Origin of the sequence: Duganella sp. CT11-25 (assembly GCF_047302815.1) — a bacterium.
In the GTDB taxonomy this organism is placed as follows: Bacteria; Pseudomonadota; Gammaproteobacteria; order Burkholderiales; family Burkholderiaceae_D; genus Rugamonas.
In genome coordinates, this window is record NZ_JBKBFD010000001.1 from 6,621,222 (window position 1) to 6,643,087 (window position 21,866).

A 21,866-nucleotide genomic window follows, 5' to 3' on the forward strand; every position below is an offset into this window, starting at 1 on the left:
TGACGGAGGCCTTGATGGCGTGGACCCCCTTTCCCTATCCCGATCCGGCGTTCCGCTACACGCCGGACAGCCTGCGCGCCGCCTGGCCGGCGCTGCACGGCGGCGACCAGGAAGCCTTCCCGTCCAATCCGGCGCTGGTGCAGGCCTGGATCGCCTTCCACGCCGGCGAGTTCGAGCGCGCCGCGCGGCTGGGGCTGGACGTCGGCGTGCATGGTTACGCGGTGGCGCACAAGGCCATCTGCATGTACGCCAACTACCTGGAAAGCAGCGACAAGAACAGGCTCGCCACCTTCGAATGCGTGGCCGAGCGTTGCCTGCGGCAGCAGCTGGAGCAGCCGGACAATCCGTCCGGCTACTACTGGCACGCGTATGCGCTGGGCCAGTATTCGCGCGGCATCTCGGTGGTCAAGGCGCTGGCGCAGGGCCTGGGCGCCAAGGTCAAGCACAGCCTGGACGCGGCGATCCGGCTGGCGCCGACGCGCGCCGACGCCCACGTCGCGCTGGGCGTGTACCACGCCGAGATCCTCGACAAGGCCGGCGCCGTGCTGGGCGGCCTGACCTACGGCGTCAAGAAGGAGGAGGGCTACCGCCAGTTCCAGGCCGGCCTGGCGCTCAATCCCGATTCGGCGATCGCCCGCATCCAGTACGCGCGCGCACTGCTGATGTTGGACGGCAAAAAGAAAATGGCGGAGGCGATGGCCTTGTACCAACAGGCCGCCGGCTGCAAGGTCCGCGACGCCACCGAGCGGCTGGACCAGGCCGCGGCGCAAAAAGAACTGCAGGAGGAAAAGCTAGCGTGAGTCTATCGATTTGTGTGTATTGCGGCGCCAATGCCGGCGTCTCGCCCCGTTATGCCGAGGCGGCGCGCGCGCTGGGCCGGGCCCTGGTGGCGCGGGACCTGGCGCTGGTCTACGGCGGCGGCAAGGTCGGCCTGATGGGCATCATCGCCGACGAGGTCTTGCGCGTGGGCGGCGAGGTCACCGGCGTGATCCCGACCGCGCTGGTCGAGCGCGAAGTGGGCCACACCGGCCTGACGCGCCAGTTCATCGTCAAGGACATGCACGAGCGCAAGGCCATGATGGCCGAACTGTCGGACGGCTTCATCGCCATGCCGGGCGGCATGGGCACGCTGGAGGAACTGTTCGAGATGCTGACCTGGTCGCAGCTGGGCATCCACGCCAAGCCGATCGGCCTGCTCAATGTCGACGGCTTCTTCGACGGCCTGATCGGCTTCATCGGCCACGCCAGCGCGCAGGGCTTCATCCGCCCCCAGCACGCCGCGCTGATGCGCTCCTCGAGCGATCCGCAGGAGCTGCTGGCGCAGCTCAGGGGCTGAGCCGGCGGTCTCCGGCAAGAATAGTTGCAACCGCGCATCGGTGTGATTATTGGTGATATTTTCGGCAATTTTTCCAGTCAGAATGGTTGCGACGTCCCCGTGCGCAACCGCGCCGCGGCTTGTGCGTCGCCCTGACTGCGAGATTTGCCCCCATGAGCCAGCTTTCCCTCGACACCCCGGTAGTGCACAGGCGTGCGGGCGAACGCTATCAGATCCGCCGCAACCTGGGCGAGGGCGGCTATGGCCAGGTGTTCGAGGCCTGGGATCCGCTGTTGTGCCGCAGCGTCGCGCTGAAGCGGCTCAAGCCGGCGCCCGGCGGCGCCGGGCCCGGATTGCTGCTGCAGGAGGGGCGGCTGGCGGCCTCGCTGCGCCATCCGGCGTTCGTCCGCATCTTCGGCATCGACGGCGCGGGCGACGAGCAGGCCATCGTCATGGAACTGGTGCCGGGCCAGACGCTGCGCGGACTGATCGAGCAGAACGCGCTGCGGCGCGCGCAGGCGCTGGACCTGGCCGCCCAGGCCGCCGAGGCGATGGCCGAGGCGCATGCCCATGGCCTGGTGCATGGCGATCTGAAACCATCCAACCTGATGTGCGAGCCCGACGGCAAGCTGCGCATACTCGACTTCGGCCTGGCCTGCCAGGACGATCCCATGGCGACGCGCAGCGTAGCGTGCGCGGACCCGGTGGGCACCATCGCCTACCTGGCTCCGGAACGGTTGCTGGGCCATCCGCCGGCGCCGGCCGGCGACATCTTCGCGCTGGGCGTGGTGTTGTTCGAGCTGCTGGGCGGCCAGCTGCCGTTCCGCCATCTGCACGGCCTGGCGCAGGCCGCCGCGCAGATGCAGGCCGGCCCGGCCAGCTGGCGCTTGCCCGATGACGCCGACCCGGCGCTGGCGGCGCTGGTGTGCGCGATGACCGCCCGCGATCCGGCCCAGCGCCTGGCGACGATGATGGATGTGCATGCGGCGATCCTGCGCGGCGGCAGGTCCGCGCTTGCCGTGTCCGTCCCGCCGCGCTTGCCGGCGCCGGGATTGCGCTGGCTGCGGCCGCAGCGGCGGCTGTGGCGGCCGGCCGCCGCCGCCGTGCTGGCCGCCGCGCTGGCGGCCGGCGGCATGCTGGCGTGGGACCGTCTCGGCAGCGCGCCGTTCTCCCAGGCCGCGGCGCTGCGCGACGGACTGGAACATTTGCGCACCTTCGACCGCGACGGCAGCCTGGCGCAGGCGCAGCGGCAGTTCGAGGCCGTGCTCGAACGCCGGCCCGCGCATGCCGGGGCGGCGGCGGGGCTGGCGCTGGCCTACGCCTTGCGCTATGGCGGCGACAGCCACGACGAGGTCTGGCTGCAGCGCGCCGCCGCCAGCGCCCAGTACGCGCTGCAGCTGGACGACCAGCTGGCGCTGGCCTACGCGGCGCAAGCGTGGGTGCTGGGCTTGCAGGGCAAGCCGCAGGCGGCGCTGGCGCTGGAGCAGCAAGCCCTGCGGCTGGACCCGCGCCAACTGTTCGCCCTGCACGGCAAGGCCGAACTGCTGCTGGAGCAGCGCCGCTTCGACGAGGCGGCCGCGGCGATCGCCGCTGGCCAGGCGGCCTACCCGAGCGAGCGGCTGTTCAGCGACCTGCTGGGCACGCTGCGTTACCAGCAGGGCGATTATCTGGCGGCGGAACGGGCCTTCCGCAGCAGCCTGGCTTTCGATCCCGACTCGGCCGCCGGCTACGCCAACCTGAACGCGGCGCTGCTGCGCCAGGGGCGCGCCGACGAGGCCATGCAGGTGCTGCAGCAAGGCTTGCAGGTGCGCCCCAGCGGCCGCCTGTACGACAACCTGGGCACGGCGCTGTTCGGCCGCGGCGACTACGTGGGCGCGGCGCAAGCCTATCAACACGCGATCTCGGCCGGCAAGGGCAATCCCAACAATTACCTGAGATGGGCCAACCTGGCCGACACGCTGCGCTGGTTGCCCGGCCGCGCCGCCGACGCGCGCCGCGCCACCGAGCAGGCGGTGGCCCTGCTGGCCCCGCAACTGGCGCGCACGCCCGATGCCGCCGTGCGGCAGTCGCGCATGGGCTTGTACCGCGCGCGCCTGGGACAGGCGGACGAGTCGCGGCGCTGCACGGCGCTGGCGCTGGCCGCCGCGCCCGACAGCGCCGACGTGTACTTCCGCGCCGCGCTGGCCGAGGAACTCCTCGGCCGGCGCGAGGCGGCGCTGACGCATCTGGCGCGCGCCAGGGCGCTTGGCTATCCTTCCAACCTGATCGAGACTGAACCTGATCTGGTGGCACTCCGGCGCGATCCGCGCGCCCATCCCTCCCTCCAAGGAAACCAACCATGACCAATGATAGGAAGCAATCCGTGCTCCGGGTGAGCTTTGACGCCGACCAGATCAGCGACCAGCTGTACTGGCGCCTGGGCGACGGCGACCCGGGCGACCTGACGCGGCCCGATGGCGCCTACGCCGGCGCCCTGCGGTTTTATCCCGGCGAGTCGCTGCAGCTGCAAGTGAGCGGCGGCGGCACTGTGATCAGCGGCTTTAGTTCCTTCCAGATCGTCGATTGCTGCTTCATCACGCGGCCACAGGTGGTGTATTGCGAGGAGGGCGGCAAGACCCGCTACGCGCCGCCGTCGCCCTTCCTGCAGGCGCCGGGCGGCAGCTACCCGCTGGCGCTGGACTTCCGCGCGCACCTGGACGAGCTGGCCGGCCCCGACTACCGCAAGGTCGTGCAGCACTGGAAGCGCACGCTGGACATCGGCTTCAGCAGCGGCCGCTGGGAGCTGTCCTTCAATCTGACCGTCCGCATCATGCGCGGGGCGGATCAGGGGTTCGATGTGCGGGTGTTTCAATTCGATCCGGAAAGCGAGGTCGGCACCGGCGCCAGACCGCCGCAGGACCTTCCTTCCCTTCCACGTTGATCGCTGAGAGCACATCATGAGCCAAGAACCGCACCATCAATTCGACCTGCTGCTGGAATTCGACGCCGACCAGGTCAGTCCCTCGCTGAGCTGGAAAACCAAGCCCGAGGCGATGGCCTCCGTGGGCCCGGGCGCCGGCGTGCTGCAGCTGGCGCGCCATGGCCACATCGGCCTGATCATCACCGGCACCGGTACCCAGGCGCCCAGCATCGGTCATAGCCCCTACACCGGCTTCACCGTGCGCCAGTGCGCGCTGTACGCGCAGCCCAAGCTGTTGCGTTGCTCGGCGATGGCGGACCATGCGCAGTACGCGGTGCCGATGCCGTTTGCCGGGACGCCGGTGGCGCTGCACGAGCTGAAGCCGGAGTTCACCTCCAGCGAGCAGCTGCAGTCCCAGATCCTGACCGTGCGCAAGAAATGGGAGGGCCAGCTGGTCTCGGCCGGCATCCCCGGCCGCTGGGTGCTGACCGTGGTGCTGACGGTGGACATCGCGCGCAAGAGCCTGGAGCCGGCGCCGGCGCGCGTGTTCCAGTTCGATATCGAGCTGCTGATCGATCCCGGCGCGCTGGTGTGACATGTCAAGCCGGCCCGGTTGACACGTCACACGGGCCGGCGCGGCGCCGCGGCGCGCGCTTCCAGCGGGGCGGCGCCCCCGGCGGCCGCTGGCATGCTTCTTGATCTTATGTGGGCAGACGCACAGTCGGGCGGATGCCGAAAAGCCCAGCGCAGCAGCTCCTGCCGCGCAATTGAGTAGGCCACATAGCAAGAGGAATCGATCATGGAAACCAAGCAGAAAATCACCGCCGGCGTCGCGCTGGATAATATCAACAACCTGCAGCAACTGTGGGACGCGGCGGCCGCGGCCTACGCGGCCGGCACCGACGATTCGGTCGCCATGTACAACATCTATCAGGCGATGAGCCCGCGCCTGTCGATACAGGATATCTCGGACGTGTTCAGCGGGGTCTACATCGACACCTACTGGACCATCACCTCGGTCGACCCCACCGTGCTGGCCCAGCACCTGGTGCAGGGCCTGGGCGTGGACCGCGGCCTGGCGCTGCAATACGCCACCAACTCCGTGGCGCAGTGGCGCGGTCCGCTGCTGCGCAAGAACATCAACGACGTCGGCGCCGTGCCGGTGGTGGGCGATTTCACCGCCAGCCTGGATATCGTGTGCAACGGCGACGGCGAACTGTTGCCGCAGAACTTGATCAACAACTGGAACGACACCTTCTGGGCGCAGCCCAAGATCGGCAAGAACTACATCTACGCCCGCGTGCAGAACGCGTATTTCAAGGGCGCCTTCACGCCGACCGTGCAAATGTTTTACAGCTCCGGCGGCTTCAACCAGCCGCCCAGCTCCTGGATACAATGCAATACCGTCAAGGATCCGACCAAGCAGGTCGGTACGGTGATCAACCAGCAGGGCGTGGTCGGACCGTTGAAAGTCGGCGACCGCGGCTGCTCCGAGGGCTTCCAGTTCAACCCCGTCAGCGCCGACCACGTCTGCGTGATCGCGGCGATGGCGACCGAGTACTTCACGTCCAACACGCCGAAAGACAGGCAGCAGGGCAACTTCGATTCGATGTACTGGATCATGCACAATGGCGGCGCCGCCTGGCACAACGTGGATCCGCAACTGCACGTGGAAGACAAGCTGGCCTTCTTCAACCAGGATGGCAGCCACGAAGTGTTTAACTTCAGCCTGGCCTGCCAGAACGTGCCGCTCGGTTCGACCATCCGCCTGCGCTCGGACGATGCGGCGCTGGGCTTCGATACCGGCGACGTGAAAGTGGTGTCGTCCAACCAGACCTTGTCGCACCTGGTCACGCTGCCGCCCAACTACGAAGGTACGCTGAAGATCAAGCTGCAAGATCCGGCCGGCAACTGCCTGCCGGTGAATGCCGCCGCCAAGCTGAGCATGGACTGGGTGGTCGCCACCGCCCATCCAAGCTATGCCGACGCCGCCGCCGTGGCCAAGGTGGGGCCGCGGTACGCGCAGCAGCCGCTGAACCTGAACCTGGGGACGTTCACCCTGATCGGTTCGGGCCGCTAGGGCTGGCAGGCCGGCCGGTCGCCAAGGCGACCCCGCGCAAATGGCGGCGCAGCGCTTCGCGCGGGGTTTGCAGGCGCGCCGCGCTGCGCGCCAGATCGCCCTGGTCCAGCTGCAGCGCCTCGGCGATTTCCGCCGCGGGGATGGTTTCCACCCGGCGGATGCGCGGGTGCTGCTCCAGGCGTTTGTACAACGACGGCCGCGACATGCCGAGCGCCTGCGCCGCGGCCTGAATTTCCCAGCCATGCTGGTCCAGCGCATCGATGATGTCCTGGTCGCTCAGGTCGGCAAGCCGGACGCGCGGCGGGAGCGCGGCGGCGCCGGCCGCCGCCGGCATCGGCGGCGCGGCGCCGGCCAGGGTGTCGAAGGCGGGCACCTCGCCCGCGCGCAGACCGATGGCGATGCGCCGCACGGCATGGGCCAGCTGGCGGATATTGCCGGGCCAGTCATGGCGGCACAGCTGGGCCACCAGCGCCGCCGGCGGCGGCGGACTGTCTTCCTGCGCCAGGAAATGGGCGATCAGCAGGCCGATGTCCTCGCGCCGCTGGCGCAGGCTGGGCAGGGCGATGACAAAGGCTTCCAGCCGCCGCAGCAAAGGCTGGTTGAAGCTGGCCGATTGCAGGTCGCGGTCGGTGGCGGCGATCAGGCGCGCGCTGCTGCGCGTGCTGGCCGTCGCGCCCAGCGGCCGGTATTCGCCGCTATCGAGCACGCGCAGCAGCATGGGTTGCACGGGCGCCGGCGTGTCGCCGATCTCGTCGAGGAAGAGGGTGCCGCCGGCCGCTTCCGCAAACAGGCCGGGGCGCGCCGTTTGCGCGCCGGTATAGGCGCCGCGCACGGCGCCGAACAAATCGGCGGCGGCCAGCGATTCGCTCAAGGTGGCCATGTTGACGCAGACCAGCGGCGCACCGGCGCGGCGGCTGGCCTGGTGTATGGCGCGCGCCGCCACTTCCTTGCCGCTGCCGGTCTGGCCCAGCAGCAGCACCGGCATCTCGGTCGCCGCGACCTGGGCGATCTGCGCGCGCAGGCGCACGGCCGCGCTGCTCACGCCCAGCACGCTGGTGATCGCGCTGGCCTGCGGCAGGCCGTGCATCCAGTGCACGCACAACAGCACCAGGCCGCCCAGGCTGAGCACCGCGCCGGCGTCGACCTGGGCCCGCGCCAGGCGGGCGCCGTCCGCCAGCGGCATGCCGTTCAACTCCACCACCATGCGGCTGTCCGGCACCGCGATGTCGACGTCGCCGTCGGCACGCAGCCGCAGCCGCAGCGGGTCGCGCGCGACGCAGCGCTCGTCGAGTGCCTGGCCGGTGCCGCCGGGCGCCTGGAATAGCGGCGCATAGCGCCCCAGCGCGATCTCGCCGGTGCCGTCGGGGCCGATGAATTGCTGGCCGGCGCGGGACGGATCGGGATGCCACAGGATGGTCAGCGTCAGCAGCGGACGCGGAGCTTGGCGCAGCGCCGACAGGGGCGAGGTCATGGTGCAATCGGTTTCCTGCATGGCGGGGTGCTCCTGATGGCGGTGTGGTGGGGCGGTGGCGGCAGGCTGCGCCGTAAAAAGCTTAGCACGCGCCCGCGCGGGTGTGGCCGCCGGCACGGGCGCCGCTGCCGGCGGGACGGACCGCCTGCCAATGCTGGGCACCGACGGTAAAGGGGAATGGCGCACAAGATTCCATTTTGCAAGTTGGTGCTTCGGTCAACATTGCACTGGCCGATGAATTCTTGCTTTTAACTTTGTAGCGGCTGCGCCACGTTGCCATAAAGCATAAATCGCTGTGGGGGCGCGCCATGCCCCACAAGCATTTTCGGACTGAACAGTACCGTTTTCAAACGATAATAAAATGAAAACAGTTTATGTTGTTTCGACATCTTTTGTGTTTTACTGGAAAAACCATCAGGCCTGTCTCAAGGCGTGTGCGAAGGGCCGGATGATAAAGGGGACGGGCTGCAACAGCCCTGAATAATAAAAATCACTCTGGAGTCAATACCTTGAAAACTGTAACCGTCGTTAAAGCAGCTGCCGCTGCGGCCTTGCTGTCGGCCGCCAGTGCGCAGGCAACAGTGATCGACTTTGATAGCACGTCGATCAATCAGCTGACCCACACCAACTTGCCGGGACCGGTCGACGTGTATTTTGGCGTGAGCTATCTGGAAGATGGCTTCCAAATGCAAAGTTCGCTTGCCAATCCATTCCCCATCGGGCCCCCCGTATTGCCGAGCACGCTGTTCGCGCCGGATGCCGTCAACGTGCTGTACACGCCCGCCGCCGATTCCTATGCGATGGCCGCATCGGTCGGCGCCAAGACCACGCTGACCCATGCCGGCGGCAGCGCCTTCAACCTGCAGTCGATCGACCTGGCCCAGCTGCTGGGACCCGGCGGGCAAAACTACTCGGTGACCTTCGTCGGCACCAAGGCGGATCTGTCGGGGACCGTATCGCAATCGTTTTCCTTCACCGGCAGCTGGAACACGTTCGCCTTCAACGCCAGCTTCACCGACCTGTCGATGGTCACCTGGACGGAAAACGGTGCGGTCAACCGCGACTTCCTGGTCGATAACATCCACGTCGCCGCGGTGCCCGAGCCGGACACCTATGCGCTGCTGGCGGCGGGGCTGGGCCTGATCGGCTTGGTCGCGCGCCGCCGCAAGCCGGCCTGACCGCTGCCGGAAAAGCCGCGCTGTGCGCATGCGATGGTCAAGGCCGTCGTACCGCCGCAGCGCGGTTTTTTTACGCCCAGAGCTTGCGGCCTTCGGTGTCCAGTTGCGTCAGGTAGAGGCGCAGGTCGAATTCGTACTGGTGGTAATTCGGTTCCATGTACGTGCACAGCTTGTAGAAGGCCTTGTCGTGCTGCTTTTCCTTGACGTGGGCCAGCTCGTGCACGGCGATCATGCGCAGGAATTCCAGCGGCACTTCCTTGAACATGGTGGCGACGCGGATCTCGTGCTTGGCCTTGAGCTTGCCGCCCTGCACGCGCGAGATCGAGGTGTGCAAGCCCAGCGCGTGGTTGATCACGTGGATCTTGCTGTCGTACTCGACCTTGTTGATCGGCTCGGCGTTGCGCAAATATTCATTTTTCAATTCCTGCACGTACTGGTACAGCGCGCGGTCGGTGCGCAGGTCGTGCGGCTTGCTGTAGCGCTTGAGCAGCACCTCGCCCAGCTTGTTCTGGGCGATCAACTGCGATACTTGCTGCTGCGTTTGTTCGGAATAGGCGCTGAGGTACTTCAGGGAGGACATGGCTGGACGGCTGGAATCAAGGCGAGGCGTGAATGTACCACATCCGCCGTCTCTGCCCGGGTCTACCCCAGTTGCTCTTCGATGGAGCGGGTTTTCGGTGTCACCGTCGTGCCCGTATGCAGCGTGGCCTTTTTCTCGATCAGCATGATCAGGCATTCCTGCTCCGCCACCGGATTGTGGCGCACGCCTTTCGGCACCACGTACATCTGTCCTTCGGCCAGCTCCACCGCCCCGGCCTCCAGCTCGATGCGCAAGCGCCCCTTGAGGATGAAGAACAGCTCGTCTTCCAGCTCGTGACTGTGCCAGGCCAGCGATCCGAGCACCTTGGCGACCTTGACGTAGCTGTCGTCCAGTTCGGCGATCACGCGGGGCGACCAATGCTCCTGCAGCGCGGCCGCGGCTTGGGTGGGGGTTGAGATCATGGACGGCTCCTGTGTCAGTGGGAGCGGCAAGCTTAGCGTGGCTTACACCGGCAGTCTTGAACGTTTGTGCAAACCCAGCCAGCGTGCCGGCGCGATGCCGTAGGCCGCCACGAAATGCCGTGTCAGATGGCTTTGGTCGGCAAAGCCGGCATGGGCGGCGCAGTCGGCCAGCGGATGGCCCTTGAGCATCAGCGTCTTGGCCAGCGCCAGGCGGCGCATGGTGACGTAGCGGTGCGGACTGGTGCCGTAGAAGGTGCGGAAGTCGCGCGACAGGCTCCAGCGGTCGCGGCCTGCGGCCTGCGCCAGGTCGTCCAGCGTCAATTTGGTGTGCAGCGCGTCGTGGATATATGCACGGGCCAGGAAGGCGGCGCGGAAATCGCCGCCGCGCGGGACGGGCTGGCCGCCGACCCGCTGCAACGCGGTGGCGATGTCGAGCAGGGCATCCTGTTGCTGGAGGGAGTGGGCCGGGGCGTCGAAGTCGGCCAGCAGCGCGCCGGCCGCGCGCGTCAGCCGCGGATCGGATGAGACGCCGCCTTCGATGAACGGCAGCGGCGCGCCGCCCAGCACTTGCTGCAGCAGCTCCGGCGCCAGGTAGGCGATGCGGTAGTGGAAGCCGTCGCCGTTGCCGGCATGGCCGTCGTGCAATTCGTCGGGATGCAGCACCAGCGCGTGGCCGGACAGGCTATGGCGCATCGACGAGCGGTAGCGGAACGATTGCACGCCGGCCATCGTCAGGCCGATGGCGTAGGTGTCGTGGCGGTGCGGCGCGTATGCCGTGCCCTGGAAGAAGGCTTCCACCCGCTCGATGCCGGCGTCCTGATGGCCGCGCCGCAGCCAGTCCTTCGCGCTCATCGCTTGCGGGCGTTCTCGAAGCTGGCCCTGGTGGCGTCCTCGTCGCGCTGGCCGAAGGCGTAGTTCGATTCCAGCCACATGACGTTGATGATGGCGGCCGCCAGCGCAAAGCCGACGCCGAGTATCCAGGCGAAATACCACATAGTGTGCTCCTTAGTATGCCGTGTGTTCGTTTTCACGGATGTGCTTTTCCGTGACCTTGCCGCGCACCACGCTGTAGACCCAGCCAGTGTAACCGACCACGATGGGCAGCATGATGACCACCACCCAGGACATCACGGCCAGGCTCTTGTGGCTGGCCACGGCGTCCCACGCGGTCAGGCTGCTGCCGGGCGCGAGCGAGGAGGGCATGACGAACGGGAACATGGCGGCGCCGGCCGTCAGGATGATGGACGCCACCGTCAGGCCGCTGGACAGGAAGGCGGCCAGCGTCATGCGGCGCAGGCTGAACAGCATCACCAGCGCGGCGCCGACGAAGGCGGCGGCCGGGAGGGCTGCGCTCCACGGCCAGCGCTGGTAGTTGTCCAGCCAGGCGCCGGCGGCGCGCCCGACCGTCTTGGCGATCGGCATGAAGGCGCTGTTGGCGTCCGGCATGGCGCCGATGCGGTAGCCGTCGATGCCGGTGGCGATCCACACGCCGGCGCCGGCGAACAGCAGCATGGTCAACGCCGCCGCGCCCGTCGCCACGCGGCGCGCGCGGCCGGCGATGACGCCGTCCGTCTTCTGTTGCAGATAGGTGGCGCCGTGCATGGCCAGCATGGTCACGCTGAGCGCGCCCGCCAGCAGGCCGAAGGGATTGAGCAGGTCGAGGAAGTTGCCGGTGTACTCCAGCCGCATGCTGTCGTCATAGCGGAAGGGCACGCCCTGCAGCAGGTTGCCGAAGGCGATGCCGAAGATCAGCGGCGGCACGAATCCGCCGACGAACAGGCACCAGTCCCAGGTGTTGCGCCAGCGCGGGTCGGCGATCTTGCTGCGGTAATCGAAGCCGACCGGGCGGAAGAACAGCGCGAACAGGCACAGCATCAGCGCGATGTAGAAGCCGGAGAAGGCCGCCGCATACACCAGCGGCCAGGCCGCGAACAAACAGCCGCCGGCGGCGATGAACCAGGTCTGGTTGCCTTCCCAGGTCGGGCCGATGGTGTTGATGATGACGCGCCGCTCGGTGTCGTTCTTGCCGAGGAAGGGCAGCGACATGCCGATGCCGAAGTCGAAGCCGTCGGTCAGCGCAAAGCCGATCAGCAGCACGCCGACCAGCGCCCACCAGATCAGCTTGTAGGTTTCATAGTCGAATAACATTATGCTTTTTCCCAGTGATATTTTCCGGTGTGGAGGCTGCTCGGCCCCTGGCGGGCGAACTTGATCATCAAGGTCATTTCGATCACCAGCAGCAGCGTGTAGAAACCGATGAAACCGGCCAGGCTGAAGTACAGATTGCCCGCCGACAGCGTCGATGCCGACAGGTGCGTGGGCAGGATGCCGGCGATGGTCCAGGGTTGGCGGCCGTATTCGGCCACGATCCAGCCCAGCTCGGCGGCGACCCATGGCAGCGGAATGGCGATCACCGCCAGCTTCAGCAGCCAGCGCTGCCGGGCCAAGCGCTTGCGTACCAGGAAGTAGAACGAGCAGCTGAACAGCAGCAGGAACAGCATGCCCAGCCCGACCATGATGCGGAACGCCCAGAACACCGGCGCCACTTTCGGCACCGTGTCGTTGACGGCCATCCTGATCTGCGCCTCGGTGGCGTCGACCACATTGGGCGCGTACTTCTTCAGCAGCAGGCCGTAGCCGAGGTCGTCCTGCAGCGCCTTGAAGGCGGCGCGCGCCTCCGGCGATTTGTCGCCCGACTTCAGGCGCGTCAGCGCGGCGTAGGCGTGCATGCCGTTGCGGATGCGCGCCTCGTTGCTTTGCTTGAGCTGCTTGATGCCGGTGACTTCCCTGTCGGTCGAACGTGTCGCGATCAAGCCCAGCATGTAGGGGATCTTGACTTCGTAGTCGGTGCTTTGGGTGGCCTCGTTCGGCATGCCGAACACGGTGATGCCGGCCGGCGCGGGCTGGGTTTCCCATTCGGCCTCGATGACCGCCAGCTTGACCTGGTTGACCTCGCCGACGGTGTAGCCCGATTCGTCGCCGAGCACGATCACCGACAAGGTCGAGGCCAGCCCGAAGCCGGCCGCGATCGCGAACGAGCGCAGCGCGAAGGGCACGTCGCGCGCCTTGAGCAAGTAGAAGGCCGAGACGCCGAGCACGAAGACCGACGCCGTCACATAGCCGGCCGCCACCGTGTGCACGAACTTGACCTGCGCCACCGGATTGAAGATCACGTCGGCGATGCTGACCAGCTCCATGCGCATGGTCTCGAAGTTGAACTCGGCGCCGACCGGGTGGTTCATCCAGCCGTTGGCGATCAGTATCCACAAGGCCGACAGGCTCGAACCCAGCGCCACCAGGAAGGTCACGCCCAGGTGCTGCACTTTCGACAGCCTGCTCCAGCCGAAGAAGAACAGGCCGACAAAGGTCGATTCGAGGAAGAAGGCCATCATGCCTTCGATCGCCAGCGGCGTGCCGAAGATGTCGCCGACGTAGTGCGAGTAATAGGCCCAGTTGGTGCCGAACTGGAATTCCAGCGTGATGCCGGTGGTCACGCCCATGGCGAAGTTAATGCCGAACAGCTTGCCCCAGAAGCGGGTCATGTCCTTGTAGATTTCCTTGCCGGTCATGACGTAGACCGATTCCATGATGACCAGGATCCACGACAGGCCGAGGGTGAGGGGAACGAACAGGAAGTGGTACATCGCTGTGGCGGCAAACTGCAGCCGCGACAGACTGACGACGTCGTCGAGCGGACTCATTGTTTTCTTTCAGATGGTGGTGGCGTGGGGGCGAGCAGATGCTGTTCGACCTGGGCGGTCGGCATCCGCATGTGCTTGACCTGGGGGCGGGAGAAGAAGGCGCTCCACAGCCCGTACAGGATCAGGACTTTCAGCAGCAATGCCAGCGTGATGGCCAGCGCAAGCGAGGAACCATGTAGCCGGCGCGTTGTCATTATTTATCCTTGTCGGAGGCGGTGTCTTCGACGTTACGCCCGAATCGAAAAGTGTCGCGCACGGTTTCGCCGACATCGAGCAGCTTCTTGACGGTGGAGCCCATTTTCATCAGCGAGGCCAGGGTTTCCGGCGACAGGCGCTGGACGTCGTCGAACCAGGAGCTGGACAGCTCGATCAGGTTGTACATCTCGCGCATGCGCTCCTGGGCGACGCGGTCGGCCTCGCCGGCCGGGGTTTCCAGCAGCGCGTCGCGCAGCATCGACAGCGTCGGCTCGACTTCGCGGCGGCGGCGTTCCTCCAGCAGCGCCTTGAAGATGTCCCAGATATCCTTCGGCGGTTCGAAGTATTCGCGGCGGTCGTTCGGCTGGTGCAGCAGCTTGACCAGGCGCCACGATTGCAGCTCCTTCAGGCCCATCGAGACGTTGGAGCGCGAGAACGACAGCGATTCGGCGATTTCATCGGCGTTCAGCGGCTTGGCGCTGACGTAGAGCAGGGCGTAGATCTGGCCGACGGTGCGGTTGATGCCCCAGCGGCTGCCCATTTCGCCGAAGTGCATGATGAAGCGCTGGGCCAGCGGCGTGAGGGGGGCGACATTGACGGGCGTAACTGGGCTCATGAATCTTTCCTTGTTTTTGAATTTTCAGTAATTACTGAAATTATAGAAGGTTTCTTGCTTGTGTGCACAGGCACGTATCGCTATATAATCGACTTTATTGCGGTTTCACTGATCAGGGAGAAATGGATGCGAGCTTTGAATGCGGGTGTGGCGGTCGTACTGATGGCATTGGGCGTGGCGGCGTCGGCGGCGGATATCACGGTGTCGGCGGCGGCCAGCCTGACCAACGCCTTCAAGGAAATCGGCGCGGCCTACGAACAGCAGAACGCGGGCGACAAGGTGCAATTCAACTTCGCCGCTTCCGATCCGCTGGTGCAGCAGATCGCCAAGGGCGCGCCGGTGGACGTGTTCGCCTCGGCCGACCAGGATGCGATGGACAAGGCCGACGGCCTCAAGCTGCTGGCCGCCGGCACCCGCAAGAACTTCGCCACCAACAGCCTGGTGCTGATCGTGCCGGTCGCCGGCACGCATGCGATCAAGGGGCCGGCCGATCTGCAGCAGGCCGCCGTCACCCGCGTGACGACGGGCAACCCGGCCAGCGTGCCGGTGGGCCGCTACGCCAAGGCCGCATTGGAGCAGGCCAGGCTGTGGTCCGCGCTCGAAGCCAAGATGATCTACGGCACCTCGGTGCGCCAGAGCCTGGACTATGTGTCGCGCGGCGAAGTGGACGCCGGTTTCGTCTATGCCACCGACGCCGCCCTCATCAAGGACAAGGTCAAGGTCGTCGCCACCGTGCCGACCGAAACGCCGGTCAGCTATCCGATCGCGGCGATCGCCGCCGGCCCGCAGGCCGCGGCCGGCCGCAGGTTTGTCGACTTCGTGCTGGCGCCGGCCGGCCAGGCGATTCTGGCCAGGTACGGTTTCGGCCGTCCGTAAGTGGAACAGTTCTTTGCCGAACCGGCGTGGATCGCGCTGCGCCTGTCGTTGAAGGTGGCCTGCTGGGCCACCTTGCTGGACCTGGTGTTCGGCGTGGCGCTCGGTTACCTGCTGGCACGCAAGCGCTTTCCCGGCCGCGAATTGCTGGATGCCGTGCTGACCTTGCCGATGGTGATGCCGCCGACCGTGCTGGGCTATTACCTGTTGGTGATCATCGGCCGCAACGGCGTGATCGGGCACTGGCTGCAGCAGACCTTCGGCATCAACCTGATTTTCACCTGGCAGGCCGCGGTGATCGCGGCGGCCGTGGTGGCGTTTCCGCTGGTACTCAAGGGCGCGCGCGCGGCCTTTGAGACCGTCGATACACAGCTGGAGCAGGCCGCGCGGGTATTGGGCGTGTCCGCCTTCGGCGTGTTTTTGCGCGTGACCCTGCCGCTGGCCTGGCGCGGCGTGCTGGGCGGCGCCTTGCTGGCGTTCGCGCGCTCGATGGGCGAGTTCGGCGCGACCCTGATGGTGGCCGGCAGCATCCCCGGCAAGACGCAGACGCTGTCGATCGCCGTCTACGAAGCCGTGCAGGCCGGGCAGGACGACAGCGCCAACCTGCTGGTCATCATCACCTCGGTAGTCTGCATCACCGTGCTGATCACGGCCAACAAGCTGACGCCCAACCGCAACCCGCAGGCATGAACATGCAGATCAAAGTCGACATCAGCAAGACCCTGCGGTCCGATACGCGCACCTTCCAGCTGGACGTGCGCTTTGAATCGGCCAGTCCGCGCGTGGTGATCTACGGCCCGTCCGGCGCCGGCAAGAGCCAGCTGCTGAAGGCGGTGGCCGGCTTGATGACGCCGGACAGGGGCCGCATCGAATTGGCGGGGCGCAGCCTGTTCAACAGCAACGGCGGCATCGACGTCGCGTCGCAGCAGCGGCGGGTCGGTTATCTGTTCCAGGATTACGCGCTGTTTCCGCACTTGAACGTGCGGCAGAACATCGGCTTCGGCCTGCAGCGCGGCTGGCGCAATCCGCTGTCGCGCGTGGATGGACAGCGCATCGGCTACTGGCTGCAGGCGTTCGAGCTGGATCACGTGGCGCAGCAGTATCCACACCAGTTGTCCGGAGGACAGCGGCAGCGGGTGGCGCTGGCGCGCGCGCTGGCGCCGCAGCCGTCGGCCCTGCTGCTGGACGAGCCGTTCGCCGCGCTGGACCCCGGCCTGCGCGAGCGCATGCGCGCGGAGCTGGACGCCTTGCAGCGCCGGCTGGCCATCCCCATGATGCTGATTACCCACGATCCGGAAGATGTGCGTGTCTTCGGCGAGCATGTGCTGCGCATGGAAAACGGCCGCATCACACCGACGGAGGCATCATGACCATGGAACTGCAGGGCAATGTCTGGCTGACCATCGACGGCCAGAAGCTGGGCGGCCACGACCGCGTCGAATTGCTGGCCGCCATCGAGGCGCAAGGCTCGATCACCGGCGCGGCCAAGGCGGTCGGCATGAGCTACAAGGGCGCGTGGGACGCGATCGAGGCGATGAACAATCTGGCCGGCGAGCCGCTGGTCGAGCGCGCTGCGGGCGGCAAGGGCGGCGGCGGTACGCGGCTGACACGGCGCGGCGCGCAGCTGGTGGAGAATTTCCGCAAGGTCGACGAGGCGCACCGCCAGTTCATCGCCCATTTGAGCAGTCAGTCGCATGCGCTGGCCGACGATTTTTTGCTGATACAGAGGATGAAGATGAAGACCAGCGCGCGCAACCAGTTCAGCGGCAAGGTGGTGGCCTTGAAAGAGGGCGCGGTCAACGACGAGGTCACGCTGGAGATCGTCGGCGGCCAGCACATCGTCGCCACCATCACGCGCGACAGCAGCGACAGCCTGAGCCTGGTCGTCGGCGCCGAAGCGTTTGCGCTGGTCAAGGCGTCGTCGGTGATCGTGGTGACGGAACTGGGTGCGGCCCGTTTGTCGGCGCGCAACCAGCTGACGGGCAAGGTCACGCGCGTGCAGACCGGCGCCGTCAACACCGAAGTGAGCATCGAGCTGCCGGGCGGCGGCGTGATCGCCGCCATCGTCACGCGCGCCAGCAGCGGTGCGCTGGGCCTGGAAGTGGGCGGCGAAGCCACTGCGATCTTCAAGGCCTCCAGCGTCATCGTCGGCACGCCGGCCTAAGCGTCGGCGTCGGTCGAGCGGGTCAGCGTTTCCCAGGCGCCGAATTCGCCCGACAACTGGGTGAGCTTGTCTCGCACCAGCGACAGCGCGTCGCTGCCGAGCAGCAAGTGCGCCGGCGGCTCGGGGCTGTCGACCAATGCCAGGATGGCCTGCGCCGCCTTGGCCGGATCGCCCGGCTGCTTGCCGCTGCGCTGCGCGCGCGCGTCGCGGATAGGATCGAACAGCTGGTCGTAGTCGGCGATGCTGCGTTCCGACCGCACCATCGAGCGTCCGGCCCAATCGGTGCGGAAAGAGCCGGGCGCCACGGCGGTGACATGCACGCCGAATTGCCGCACCTCTTTGCCGACCACTTCTGAAATGCCCTCCAGCGCAAACTTGCTGCCCGCATAGTAGGCGATGCCCGGCATGGTGATGAAGCCGCCCATCGACGTGATGTTGACGATATGGCCGCTGCGGCGCGCGCGGAAGTGGGGCAGGAAGGCCTTCATCGTCGCCACCGCGCCAAATACGTTGACGTCGAACTGGCGGCGCATTTCGTCCAGCGGCGATTCTTCCATGATGCCCTCGTGGCCGTAGCCGGCATTGTTGACCAGCACGTCCACAGGCCCGGCGGCGGCCTGCGCTTGTGCGACCACGCCATCGATGGCGTCGAACTGCGCGACGTCGAGCACGTAGCCGAAGGCGCGGCCGGGCAGGCCGGCTTCGAACGCTACGCGCGCCGGTTCGCTGCGCACGGTGCCGATGACCTTGTGGCCGGCGGCCAGTGCGGCTTGCGCCAGGGCGCGGCCGAAGCCGCTGCTGACGCCGGTGATAAAAAATGTCTTGCTCATGCTGCGTCCTTTGCAATCAATGATGAGCAGCCATATTAGTCACGGCGCCACGGTGGGGCTATGTCGGAAGCTCTGCTTTGTTTGCCTGATACTCTGGGTAACGGGGTGAGCCGGAGCGCATGGCCGCGTTTCAGGCTTACAATCGCCCTGATCGGATTTCAGGGGCTTTCGTGAAACAACTGCAGCGGCGCATGGTGGCATTGATGGAACGGCTGGCGCCGGTGGAGGGCTATAACCTGACCGCGTTGCCGGAGGTGCGCTTCCTACGCTCGAACCGTCCCTTGGGCCGCACGCCTGTGCTCTACGAGCCCGGCATCGTCATCGTCTGCCAGGGGCGCAAGCGCGGCTTTCTTGGCGAGCAGGTGTATGTCTATGACGCCCAGCACTACCTGGCGGTTTCGGTGCCGGTGCCGTTCTCGATGGAGACCGAGGCCAGCGCGGACGAACCGCTGCTGGCAATCTACTTGCGACTGGATTTCCAACTCACCGCCGACCTGCTGCTGGAGCTGGAGCGGCAGGGATACGCAGTGCAGGCGGAACCGGTGGGCATGTTATCGACCGCGATGGACGAACGCCTTGGTGTCTCAGTACTGCGTTTCCTTGAAGCGATGGCCGATCCGCTGGAGACGGCCATGCTGGGGCGGGCGTTGATGCGCGAAATATACTTCCGCGTATTGACCAGCGGGCAGGGCGCGGCGATGTTGGCGGCCCTGATGCAGCAGGGCCGCTTTGCGGCGATCGCGCGGACGCTGCGCAAGATCCACGCGTCCTTCAGCGAGGCGCTGGATGTCGATCAGCTGGCGGGCGAGGCCAATATGAGCGTGGCCACCTTTCATCACCACTTCAAGGCGGTCACCGGTACCTCGCCGATGCAGTACCTGAAATCGACGCGGCTGCACCAGGCGAGGTTGCTGATGATGCGCAATGACATCTCCATCGCGGCAGCCTGCGCGCAGGTCGGCTACGAAAGCGCCTCCCAGTTCAGTCGCGAATTCAAGCGCCTGTTCGGGCGCAGTCCGGTCGAGGAGGTCGAACGCATGCGCAAGACCTTCGCCGTGCCCGACCCGCAGCCGTCGCCGTGGTATGTCGCGGCCCATTAGCCGTTCGAGAACTGGCTGAGCCAGCGTGGCGTGCGGCCGGCTGGATGCGTTCTGGGCGTTCGGTGAAAACAGTGTCGACTGTATGAGTGGCGCCTTGCTGGTACGCGAGGCGGGTGGTGTAGCGACGCAGGCCGATGGCGCGCCATATGGCCTGGCGTCGTTGAGTATCGCCGCTGCGCCGCCAGCGGTGCATGCATCCTTGCTGCTGCGTCTACAAGACGTGATGGTGGCGTAGGGAATCAGCTATCGGCGGGCTTGCTGCTTTGGCGGTTGCCTCCCTTGGATGATTGTTCGGAGCCGACGCTGTGCGAGCTGGCGGCATTCTTTTCGGCGTTGGCCCTGGCTGCGGACTGGCGGCTCTCGCCCCCTTTGCGGCCGATTTGCGCCATGTGTTCGCGGTCGCGGCTGACAGCCTCGCCGCCTTTCTGGCCGGCGCGGCGTGCTTCTTCCGAATCGAATTCATGCGCCGTGCCTTTCTGGTGGGCGGCCTGTCCGCCCTTGCTGGCGATGCTGCGCTGGGTCGCTTCATCCATTGCGGCGAAGCCGCGCTTGGCAGTGCCTTTTGGCTTGCCCTGATCGTTCCCTGTGTTGCTGGCCATAGATACCTCCTGATAGAGTGCGGATTCCGACGGGTCGGCAGACCGGCCAGGCTGGCCGGCTGCTCTGCATGGTTAGAGGTGCAAGATTGTAGGAAGTTCCACTAACGCCAAGACAGTTAGTGCCGCATCTGGCTGGGTGGTTGGTACTGGGCTATTTTCTCGGCGGCGCGCGCGGTCTGCTCGCGCGCCTCGTGCAGGAATTCCTCGGCCAGCGTGGTGACCGAGCGGCTCACGGCCGGCATGTGGGTGGCCGCCGTTTGCGCCATGCTGGAGTTGGTGCGGCTCAAGACCTCGGCCAGATGGCGCTGGTAGTTGCTCAGCGAATCGCTGCCCGGAGCGAGATGCGCGCCGATGGCCGAACCGAGTTGCGCGGCGTCCTTGCTGGCCATCAGGCGCTGGCTGTTGGCGCCGACTTCGGCGATCAGGTCGCGTCCCAGCTGCATGTTCAACTCGCTCAGGCTTTGTATGGCCTCCAGCGCGCGTTGCGCCAGGTCGGTGTAAAAGGTGACCAGGATCTCGATGTGCGACTTGATTGCGGGATGTACGACTTGCGGTATAAATTGCGGAAACATGGTTGGCCCTCGTTGTGATCCATGATAGAAAACGCCGGGCTGTCAGCCCGGCGGTGCGTGCAGCACATGGATAGACGCTGAGGACGGCGGAAGGTTCCGCCTCTTTTTACGGTGTCAGTGCCGACATTCGGGGTTAGGCCGGCGCGACCTGCAGCACCAGCTTGCCGAAGTTCTTGCCTTCAAACAGCATGTTCAAGGCTTGCGGGAAATTCTCGAGGCCCTGCACAATGTCTTCCTTGCTGGTGATCTTGCCTTCCTTGAGCCATTGGCCCAGCGCGGCCACGCCCAGGTGGTAGCGGTCGGCGTAGTCGAAGACGACGATGCCTTCCATGCGCGCGCGGTTGACCAGCAGCGACAGGTAGTTGGCCGGCCCCTTGACCGGCGTGGTGTTGTTGTACTGCGAGATGGCGCCGCAGATGACGATGCGCGCCTTGAGGTTGATGCGGGTCAGCACGGTGTCGAGGATTTCGCCGCCGACGTTGTCGAAGTAGACGTCCACGCCCTGCGGGCAATGCTGCTTGAGGCCGTCCTTGACCGAGCCGCCCTTGTAGTCGATGCAGGCGTCGAAGCCGAGCTGGTTGACCACGAAGTCGCACTTGTCCTTGCCGCCGGCGATGCCGACCACGCGGCAGCCCAGTTGCCTGGCGACCTGGCCCACGGTCTGGCCGACCGCGCCGGCCGCGCCGGACACCACCACCGTCTCGCCGGCTTTCGGCTGGCCCGATTCGAGCAGGCCGAAGTAGGCCGTCATGCCGGGCATGCCGAGCGTGTTCATATAGGTGGTCAGCGGCGCCAGCTTCGGATCGATCTTGTGGAAGCTGGCGCTCTTGTCGTCGGCCGCGCCGATCCAGAAGCGCTGCACGCCGGTGCCGCCGGAGACATGGTCGCCGGCCGCGAACTTGGGCGACTTCGATTCCAGCACCACGCCGACGCCGCCGGCGCGCATCACCTCGCCGATGGCCACCGGGCGGATATAGGATTTGGCGTCGTTCATCCAGCCGCGCATGGCCGGGTCGAGCGACAGGTACAGCACCTTGACCAGGATCTCGCCGTCGGCCAGCGCGCGCAGCGGCTCGCTGACCTGTTGCCAGTCGCTGTCCTTGACCATGCCGACCGGCCGGGCGGCCAGGCGGAATTGCAGGTTTGTCTCGTGATTCGTCATTTTTATATCTCCGGAAAGAGGGTGGGGATGACTATATCTCAAATTGCACGATCGTGCTATTTTTGTCGTGTCCGCCCAGCCGTGCGACAATACCGCTCCTTGTTTGACC

26 protein-coding genes are annotated in these 21,866 nt (G+C 66.2%); 13 read left to right on the forward strand and 13 right to left on the reverse strand.

The genetic code is table 11. From position 1 onward, the window contains the following. Positions 1-14: 14 nt before the first annotated feature. The 6 genes from ACEN9F_RS28800 (at position 15) to ACEN9F_RS28825 (ending at position 6,294) form a co-directional block, all read left to right on the forward strand. Positions 15-800: a hypothetical protein gene (locus tag ACEN9F_RS28800; RefSeq protein ID WP_413425763.1), complete on the forward strand. Its 786-nt coding sequence runs from the start codon at positions 15-17 to the stop codon at positions 798-800. After that, positions 797-1,336: a TIGR00730 family Rossman fold protein gene (locus ACEN9F_RS28805; protein ID WP_413425765.1), complete on the forward strand. Its 540-nt coding sequence runs from the start codon at positions 797-799 to the stop codon at positions 1,334-1,336. The genes ACEN9F_RS28800 and ACEN9F_RS28805 overlap by 4 nt, the downstream gene beginning before the upstream one ends. A gap of 152 nt (positions 1,337-1,488) precedes the next feature. Beyond that, a complete protein-coding gene (locus tag ACEN9F_RS28810; RefSeq protein ID WP_413425767.1) occupies positions 1,489-3,657 on the forward strand; it encodes a protein kinase domain-containing protein in 2,169 nt (722 codons plus the stop codon). Next, a complete protein-coding gene (locus ACEN9F_RS28815) occupies positions 3,654-4,235 on the forward strand; it encodes a hypothetical protein (protein WP_413425769.1) in 582 nt (193 codons plus the stop codon). Before ACEN9F_RS28810 ends, ACEN9F_RS28815 begins: the two co-directional genes overlap by 4 nt. A 16-nt stretch (positions 4,236-4,251) precedes the next feature. Next, positions 4,252-4,809: a hypothetical protein gene (locus ACEN9F_RS28820; RefSeq protein WP_413425771.1), complete on the forward strand. Its 558-nt coding sequence runs from the start codon at positions 4,252-4,254 to the stop codon at positions 4,807-4,809. 204 nt (positions 4,810-5,013) lie between these two features. After that, positions 5,014-6,294, forward strand: coding sequence for a hypothetical protein (locus ACEN9F_RS28825; RefSeq protein ID WP_413425772.1), 1,281 nt, complete (start codon positions 5,014-5,016; stop codon positions 6,292-6,294). Here ACEN9F_RS28825 and ACEN9F_RS28830 read toward each other — a convergent pair. Next, entirely contained in the window at positions 6,269-7,786 is a 1,518-nt protein-coding gene (locus ACEN9F_RS28830) for a sigma 54-interacting transcriptional regulator (RefSeq protein ID WP_413425774.1), read from the reverse strand. The genes ACEN9F_RS28825 and ACEN9F_RS28830 overlap by 26 nt on opposite strands. A gap of 488 nt (positions 7,787-8,274) precedes the next feature. Between ACEN9F_RS28830 and ACEN9F_RS28835 the strand changes: the two genes are divergently transcribed. Next, positions 8,275-8,943, forward strand: a complete 669-nt coding sequence (locus ACEN9F_RS28835) for a PEP-CTERM sorting domain-containing protein (RefSeq protein ID WP_413425776.1) — start codon at positions 8,275-8,277, stop codon at positions 8,941-8,943. Between the two features lie 70 nt (positions 8,944-9,013). Here ACEN9F_RS28835 and ACEN9F_RS28840 read toward each other — a convergent pair whose 3' ends face one another. From ACEN9F_RS28840 to ACEN9F_RS28875, 8 genes are all read right to left on the reverse strand, one after another. After that, on the reverse strand, positions 9,014-9,523 hold the full coding sequence (locus tag ACEN9F_RS28840) for a YgjP-like metallopeptidase domain-containing protein (RefSeq protein ID WP_413425778.1): 510 nt from the start codon (positions 9,521-9,523) through the stop codon (positions 9,014-9,016). Positions 9,524-9,585: 62 nt separating this feature from the next. Continuing rightward, entirely contained in the window at positions 9,586-9,945 is a 360-nt protein-coding gene (locus ACEN9F_RS28845; protein WP_413425780.1) for a cupin domain-containing protein, read from the reverse strand. Between the two features lie 42 nt (positions 9,946-9,987). Next, entirely contained in the window at positions 9,988-10,797 is an 810-nt protein-coding gene (locus tag ACEN9F_RS28850) for an AraC family transcriptional regulator (protein ID WP_413425782.1), read from the reverse strand. After that, the gene (gene cydX, locus ACEN9F_RS28855) at positions 10,794-10,940 is read right to left on the reverse strand and encodes a cytochrome bd-I oxidase subunit CydX (RefSeq protein ID WP_413425784.1); all 147 of its coding nucleotides are present in this window, start codon (positions 10,938-10,940) and stop codon (positions 10,794-10,796) included. Before cydX ends, ACEN9F_RS28850 begins: the two co-directional genes overlap by 4 nt. 10 nt (positions 10,941-10,950) lie before the next feature. Beyond that, a complete protein-coding gene (cydB, locus tag ACEN9F_RS28860; RefSeq protein WP_413425786.1) occupies positions 10,951-12,093 on the reverse strand; it encodes a cytochrome d ubiquinol oxidase subunit II in 1,143 nt (380 codons plus the stop codon). Then, complete coding sequence (locus ACEN9F_RS28865) at positions 12,093-13,646, reverse strand: cytochrome ubiquinol oxidase subunit I (protein ID WP_413425788.1); 1,554 nt, start codon at positions 13,644-13,646, stop codon at positions 12,093-12,095. Before ACEN9F_RS28865 ends, cydB begins: the two co-directional genes overlap by 1 nt. After that, positions 13,643-13,840 (reverse strand): cytochrome oxidase putative small subunit CydP, encoded by a 198-nt coding sequence (gene cydP / locus ACEN9F_RS28870; protein WP_413425790.1) that lies wholly within the window; start codon positions 13,838-13,840, stop codon positions 13,643-13,645. The genes ACEN9F_RS28865 and cydP overlap by 4 nt, the downstream gene beginning before the upstream one ends. After that, on the reverse strand, positions 13,840-14,457 hold the full coding sequence (locus ACEN9F_RS28875) for a GbsR/MarR family transcriptional regulator (protein WP_413425792.1): 618 nt from the start codon (positions 14,455-14,457) through the stop codon (positions 13,840-13,842). The genes cydP and ACEN9F_RS28875 overlap by 1 nt, the downstream gene beginning before the upstream one ends. Before the next feature lie 126 nt (positions 14,458-14,583). Between ACEN9F_RS28875 and modA the strand changes: the two genes are divergently transcribed. From modA to ACEN9F_RS28895, 4 genes are read left to right on the forward strand one after another with little or no spacing between them, the layout of a single operon-like run. Then, positions 14,584-15,333, forward strand: coding sequence for a molybdate ABC transporter substrate-binding protein (gene modA / locus ACEN9F_RS28880; protein ID WP_413425794.1), 750 nt, complete (start codon positions 14,584-14,586; stop codon positions 15,331-15,333). Further along, positions 15,334-16,020, forward strand: a complete 687-nt coding sequence (modB, locus tag ACEN9F_RS28885; protein WP_413425796.1) for a molybdate ABC transporter permease subunit — start codon at positions 15,334-15,336, stop codon at positions 16,018-16,020. It begins immediately after the preceding gene. 2 nt (positions 16,021-16,022) lie between these two features. Then, entirely contained in the window at positions 16,023-16,700 is a 678-nt protein-coding gene (locus tag ACEN9F_RS28890; RefSeq protein WP_413425798.1) for a sulfate/molybdate ABC transporter ATP-binding protein, read from the forward strand. Positions 16,701-16,702: 2 nt separating this feature from the next. Beyond that, entirely contained in the window at positions 16,703-17,494 is a 792-nt protein-coding gene (locus ACEN9F_RS28895; RefSeq protein WP_413427210.1) for a TOBE domain-containing protein, read from the forward strand. Here the strand turns inward: ACEN9F_RS28895 and ACEN9F_RS28900 are convergent. Continuing rightward, entirely contained in the window at positions 17,491-18,324 is an 834-nt protein-coding gene (locus ACEN9F_RS28900) for an oxidoreductase (RefSeq protein WP_413425800.1), read from the reverse strand. The genes ACEN9F_RS28895 and ACEN9F_RS28900 overlap by 4 nt on opposite strands. 191 nt (positions 18,325-18,515) lie before the next feature. Here ACEN9F_RS28900 and ACEN9F_RS28905 point away from each other — a divergent pair, with 191 nt between their 5' ends. Beyond that, positions 18,516-19,424: an AraC family transcriptional regulator gene (locus ACEN9F_RS28905; protein WP_413427212.1), complete on the forward strand. Its 909-nt coding sequence runs from the start codon at positions 18,516-18,518 to the stop codon at positions 19,422-19,424. Positions 19,425-19,449: 25 nt separating this feature from the next. Then, a complete protein-coding gene (locus ACEN9F_RS28910) occupies positions 19,450-19,659 on the forward strand; it encodes an inositol monophosphatase family protein (protein WP_413425802.1) in 210 nt (69 codons plus the stop codon). Between the two features lie 4 nt (positions 19,660-19,663). On the opposite strand, the gene ACEN9F_RS28915 is transcribed toward ACEN9F_RS28910, so the two are convergent. The 3 genes from ACEN9F_RS28915 to ACEN9F_RS28925 form a co-directional block, all read right to left on the reverse strand. Continuing rightward, the gene (locus tag ACEN9F_RS28915) at positions 19,664-20,023 is read right to left on the reverse strand and encodes a KGG domain-containing protein (RefSeq protein WP_413425804.1); all 360 of its coding nucleotides are present in this window, start codon (positions 20,021-20,023) and stop codon (positions 19,664-19,666) included. Between the two features lie 116 nt (positions 20,024-20,139). After that, complete coding sequence (phaP, locus tag ACEN9F_RS28920) at positions 20,140-20,595, reverse strand: TIGR01841 family phasin (protein WP_413425806.1); 456 nt, start codon at positions 20,593-20,595, stop codon at positions 20,140-20,142. A gap of 133 nt (positions 20,596-20,728) precedes the next feature. Next, a complete protein-coding gene (locus ACEN9F_RS28925; RefSeq protein ID WP_413425808.1) occupies positions 20,729-21,757 on the reverse strand; it encodes an NADP-dependent oxidoreductase in 1,029 nt (342 codons plus the stop codon). Positions 21,758-21,866 lie beyond the last annotated feature (109 nt).

Coding starts and splice junctions, on each gene's coding strand:
- ACEN9F_RS28800 (WP_413425763.1), top strand. CDS start 15: ATGGCGTGGACCCCCTTTCCCTATCCCGATCCGGCGTTCCGCTACACG.
- ACEN9F_RS28810 (WP_413425767.1), top strand. CDS start 1,489: ATGAGCCAGCTTTCCCTCGACACCCCGGTAGTGCACAGGCGTGCGGGC.
- ACEN9F_RS28815 (WP_413425769.1), top strand. CDS start 3,654: ATGACCAATGATAGGAAGCAATCCGTGCTCCGGGTGAGCTTTGACGCC.
- ACEN9F_RS28820 (WP_413425771.1), top strand. CDS start 4,252: ATGAGCCAAGAACCGCACCATCAATTCGACCTGCTGCTGGAATTCGAC.
- ACEN9F_RS28825 (WP_413425772.1), top strand. CDS start 5,014: ATGGAAACCAAGCAGAAAATCACCGCCGGCGTCGCGCTGGATAATATC.
- ACEN9F_RS28830 (WP_413425774.1), bottom strand. CDS start 7,786: ATGCAGGAAACCGATTGCACCATGACCTCGCCCCTGTCGGCGCTGCGC.
- ACEN9F_RS28840 (WP_413425778.1), bottom strand. CDS start 9,523: ATGTCCTCCCTGAAGTACCTCAGCGCCTATTCCGAACAAACGCAGCAG.
- ACEN9F_RS28845 (WP_413425780.1), bottom strand. CDS start 9,945: ATGATCTCAACCCCCACCCAAGCCGCGGCCGCGCTGCAGGAGCATTGG.
- ACEN9F_RS28850 (WP_413425782.1), bottom strand. CDS start 10,797: ATGAGCGCGAAGGACTGGCTGCGGCGCGGCCATCAGGACGCCGGCATC.
- cydX (WP_413425784.1), bottom strand. CDS start 10,940: ATGTGGTATTTCGCCTGGATACTCGGCGTCGGCTTTGCGCTGGCGGCC.
- cydB (WP_413425786.1), bottom strand. CDS start 12,093: ATGTTATTCGACTATGAAACCTACAAGCTGATCTGGTGGGCGCTGGTC.
- ACEN9F_RS28865 (WP_413425788.1), bottom strand. CDS start 13,646: ATGAGTCCGCTCGACGACGTCGTCAGTCTGTCGCGGCTGCAGTTTGCC.
- cydP (WP_413425790.1), bottom strand. CDS start 13,840: ATGACAACGCGCCGGCTACATGGTTCCTCGCTTGCGCTGGCCATCACG.
- ACEN9F_RS28875 (WP_413425792.1), bottom strand. CDS start 14,457: ATGAGCCCAGTTACGCCCGTCAATGTCGCCCCCCTCACGCCGCTGGCC.
- modA (WP_413425794.1), top strand. CDS start 14,584: ATGCGAGCTTTGAATGCGGGTGTGGCGGTCGTACTGATGGCATTGGGC.
- ACEN9F_RS28890 (WP_413425798.1), top strand. CDS start 16,023: ATGCAGATCAAAGTCGACATCAGCAAGACCCTGCGGTCCGATACGCGC.
- ACEN9F_RS28895 (WP_413427210.1), top strand. CDS start 16,703: ATGGAACTGCAGGGCAATGTCTGGCTGACCATCGACGGCCAGAAGCTG.
- ACEN9F_RS28900 (WP_413425800.1), bottom strand. CDS start 18,324: ATGAGCAAGACATTTTTTATCACCGGCGTCAGCAGCGGCTTCGGCCGC.
- ACEN9F_RS28905 (WP_413427212.1), top strand. CDS start 18,516: ATGGTGGCATTGATGGAACGGCTGGCGCCGGTGGAGGGCTATAACCTG.
- ACEN9F_RS28915 (WP_413425804.1), bottom strand. CDS start 20,023: ATGGCCAGCAACACAGGGAACGATCAGGGCAAGCCAAAAGGCACTGCC.
- phaP (WP_413425806.1), bottom strand. CDS start 20,595: ATGTTTCCGCAATTTATACCGCAAGTCGTACATCCCGCAATCAAGTCG.
- ACEN9F_RS28925 (WP_413425808.1), bottom strand. CDS start 21,757: ATGACGAATCACGAGACAAACCTGCAATTCCGCCTGGCCGCCCGGCCG.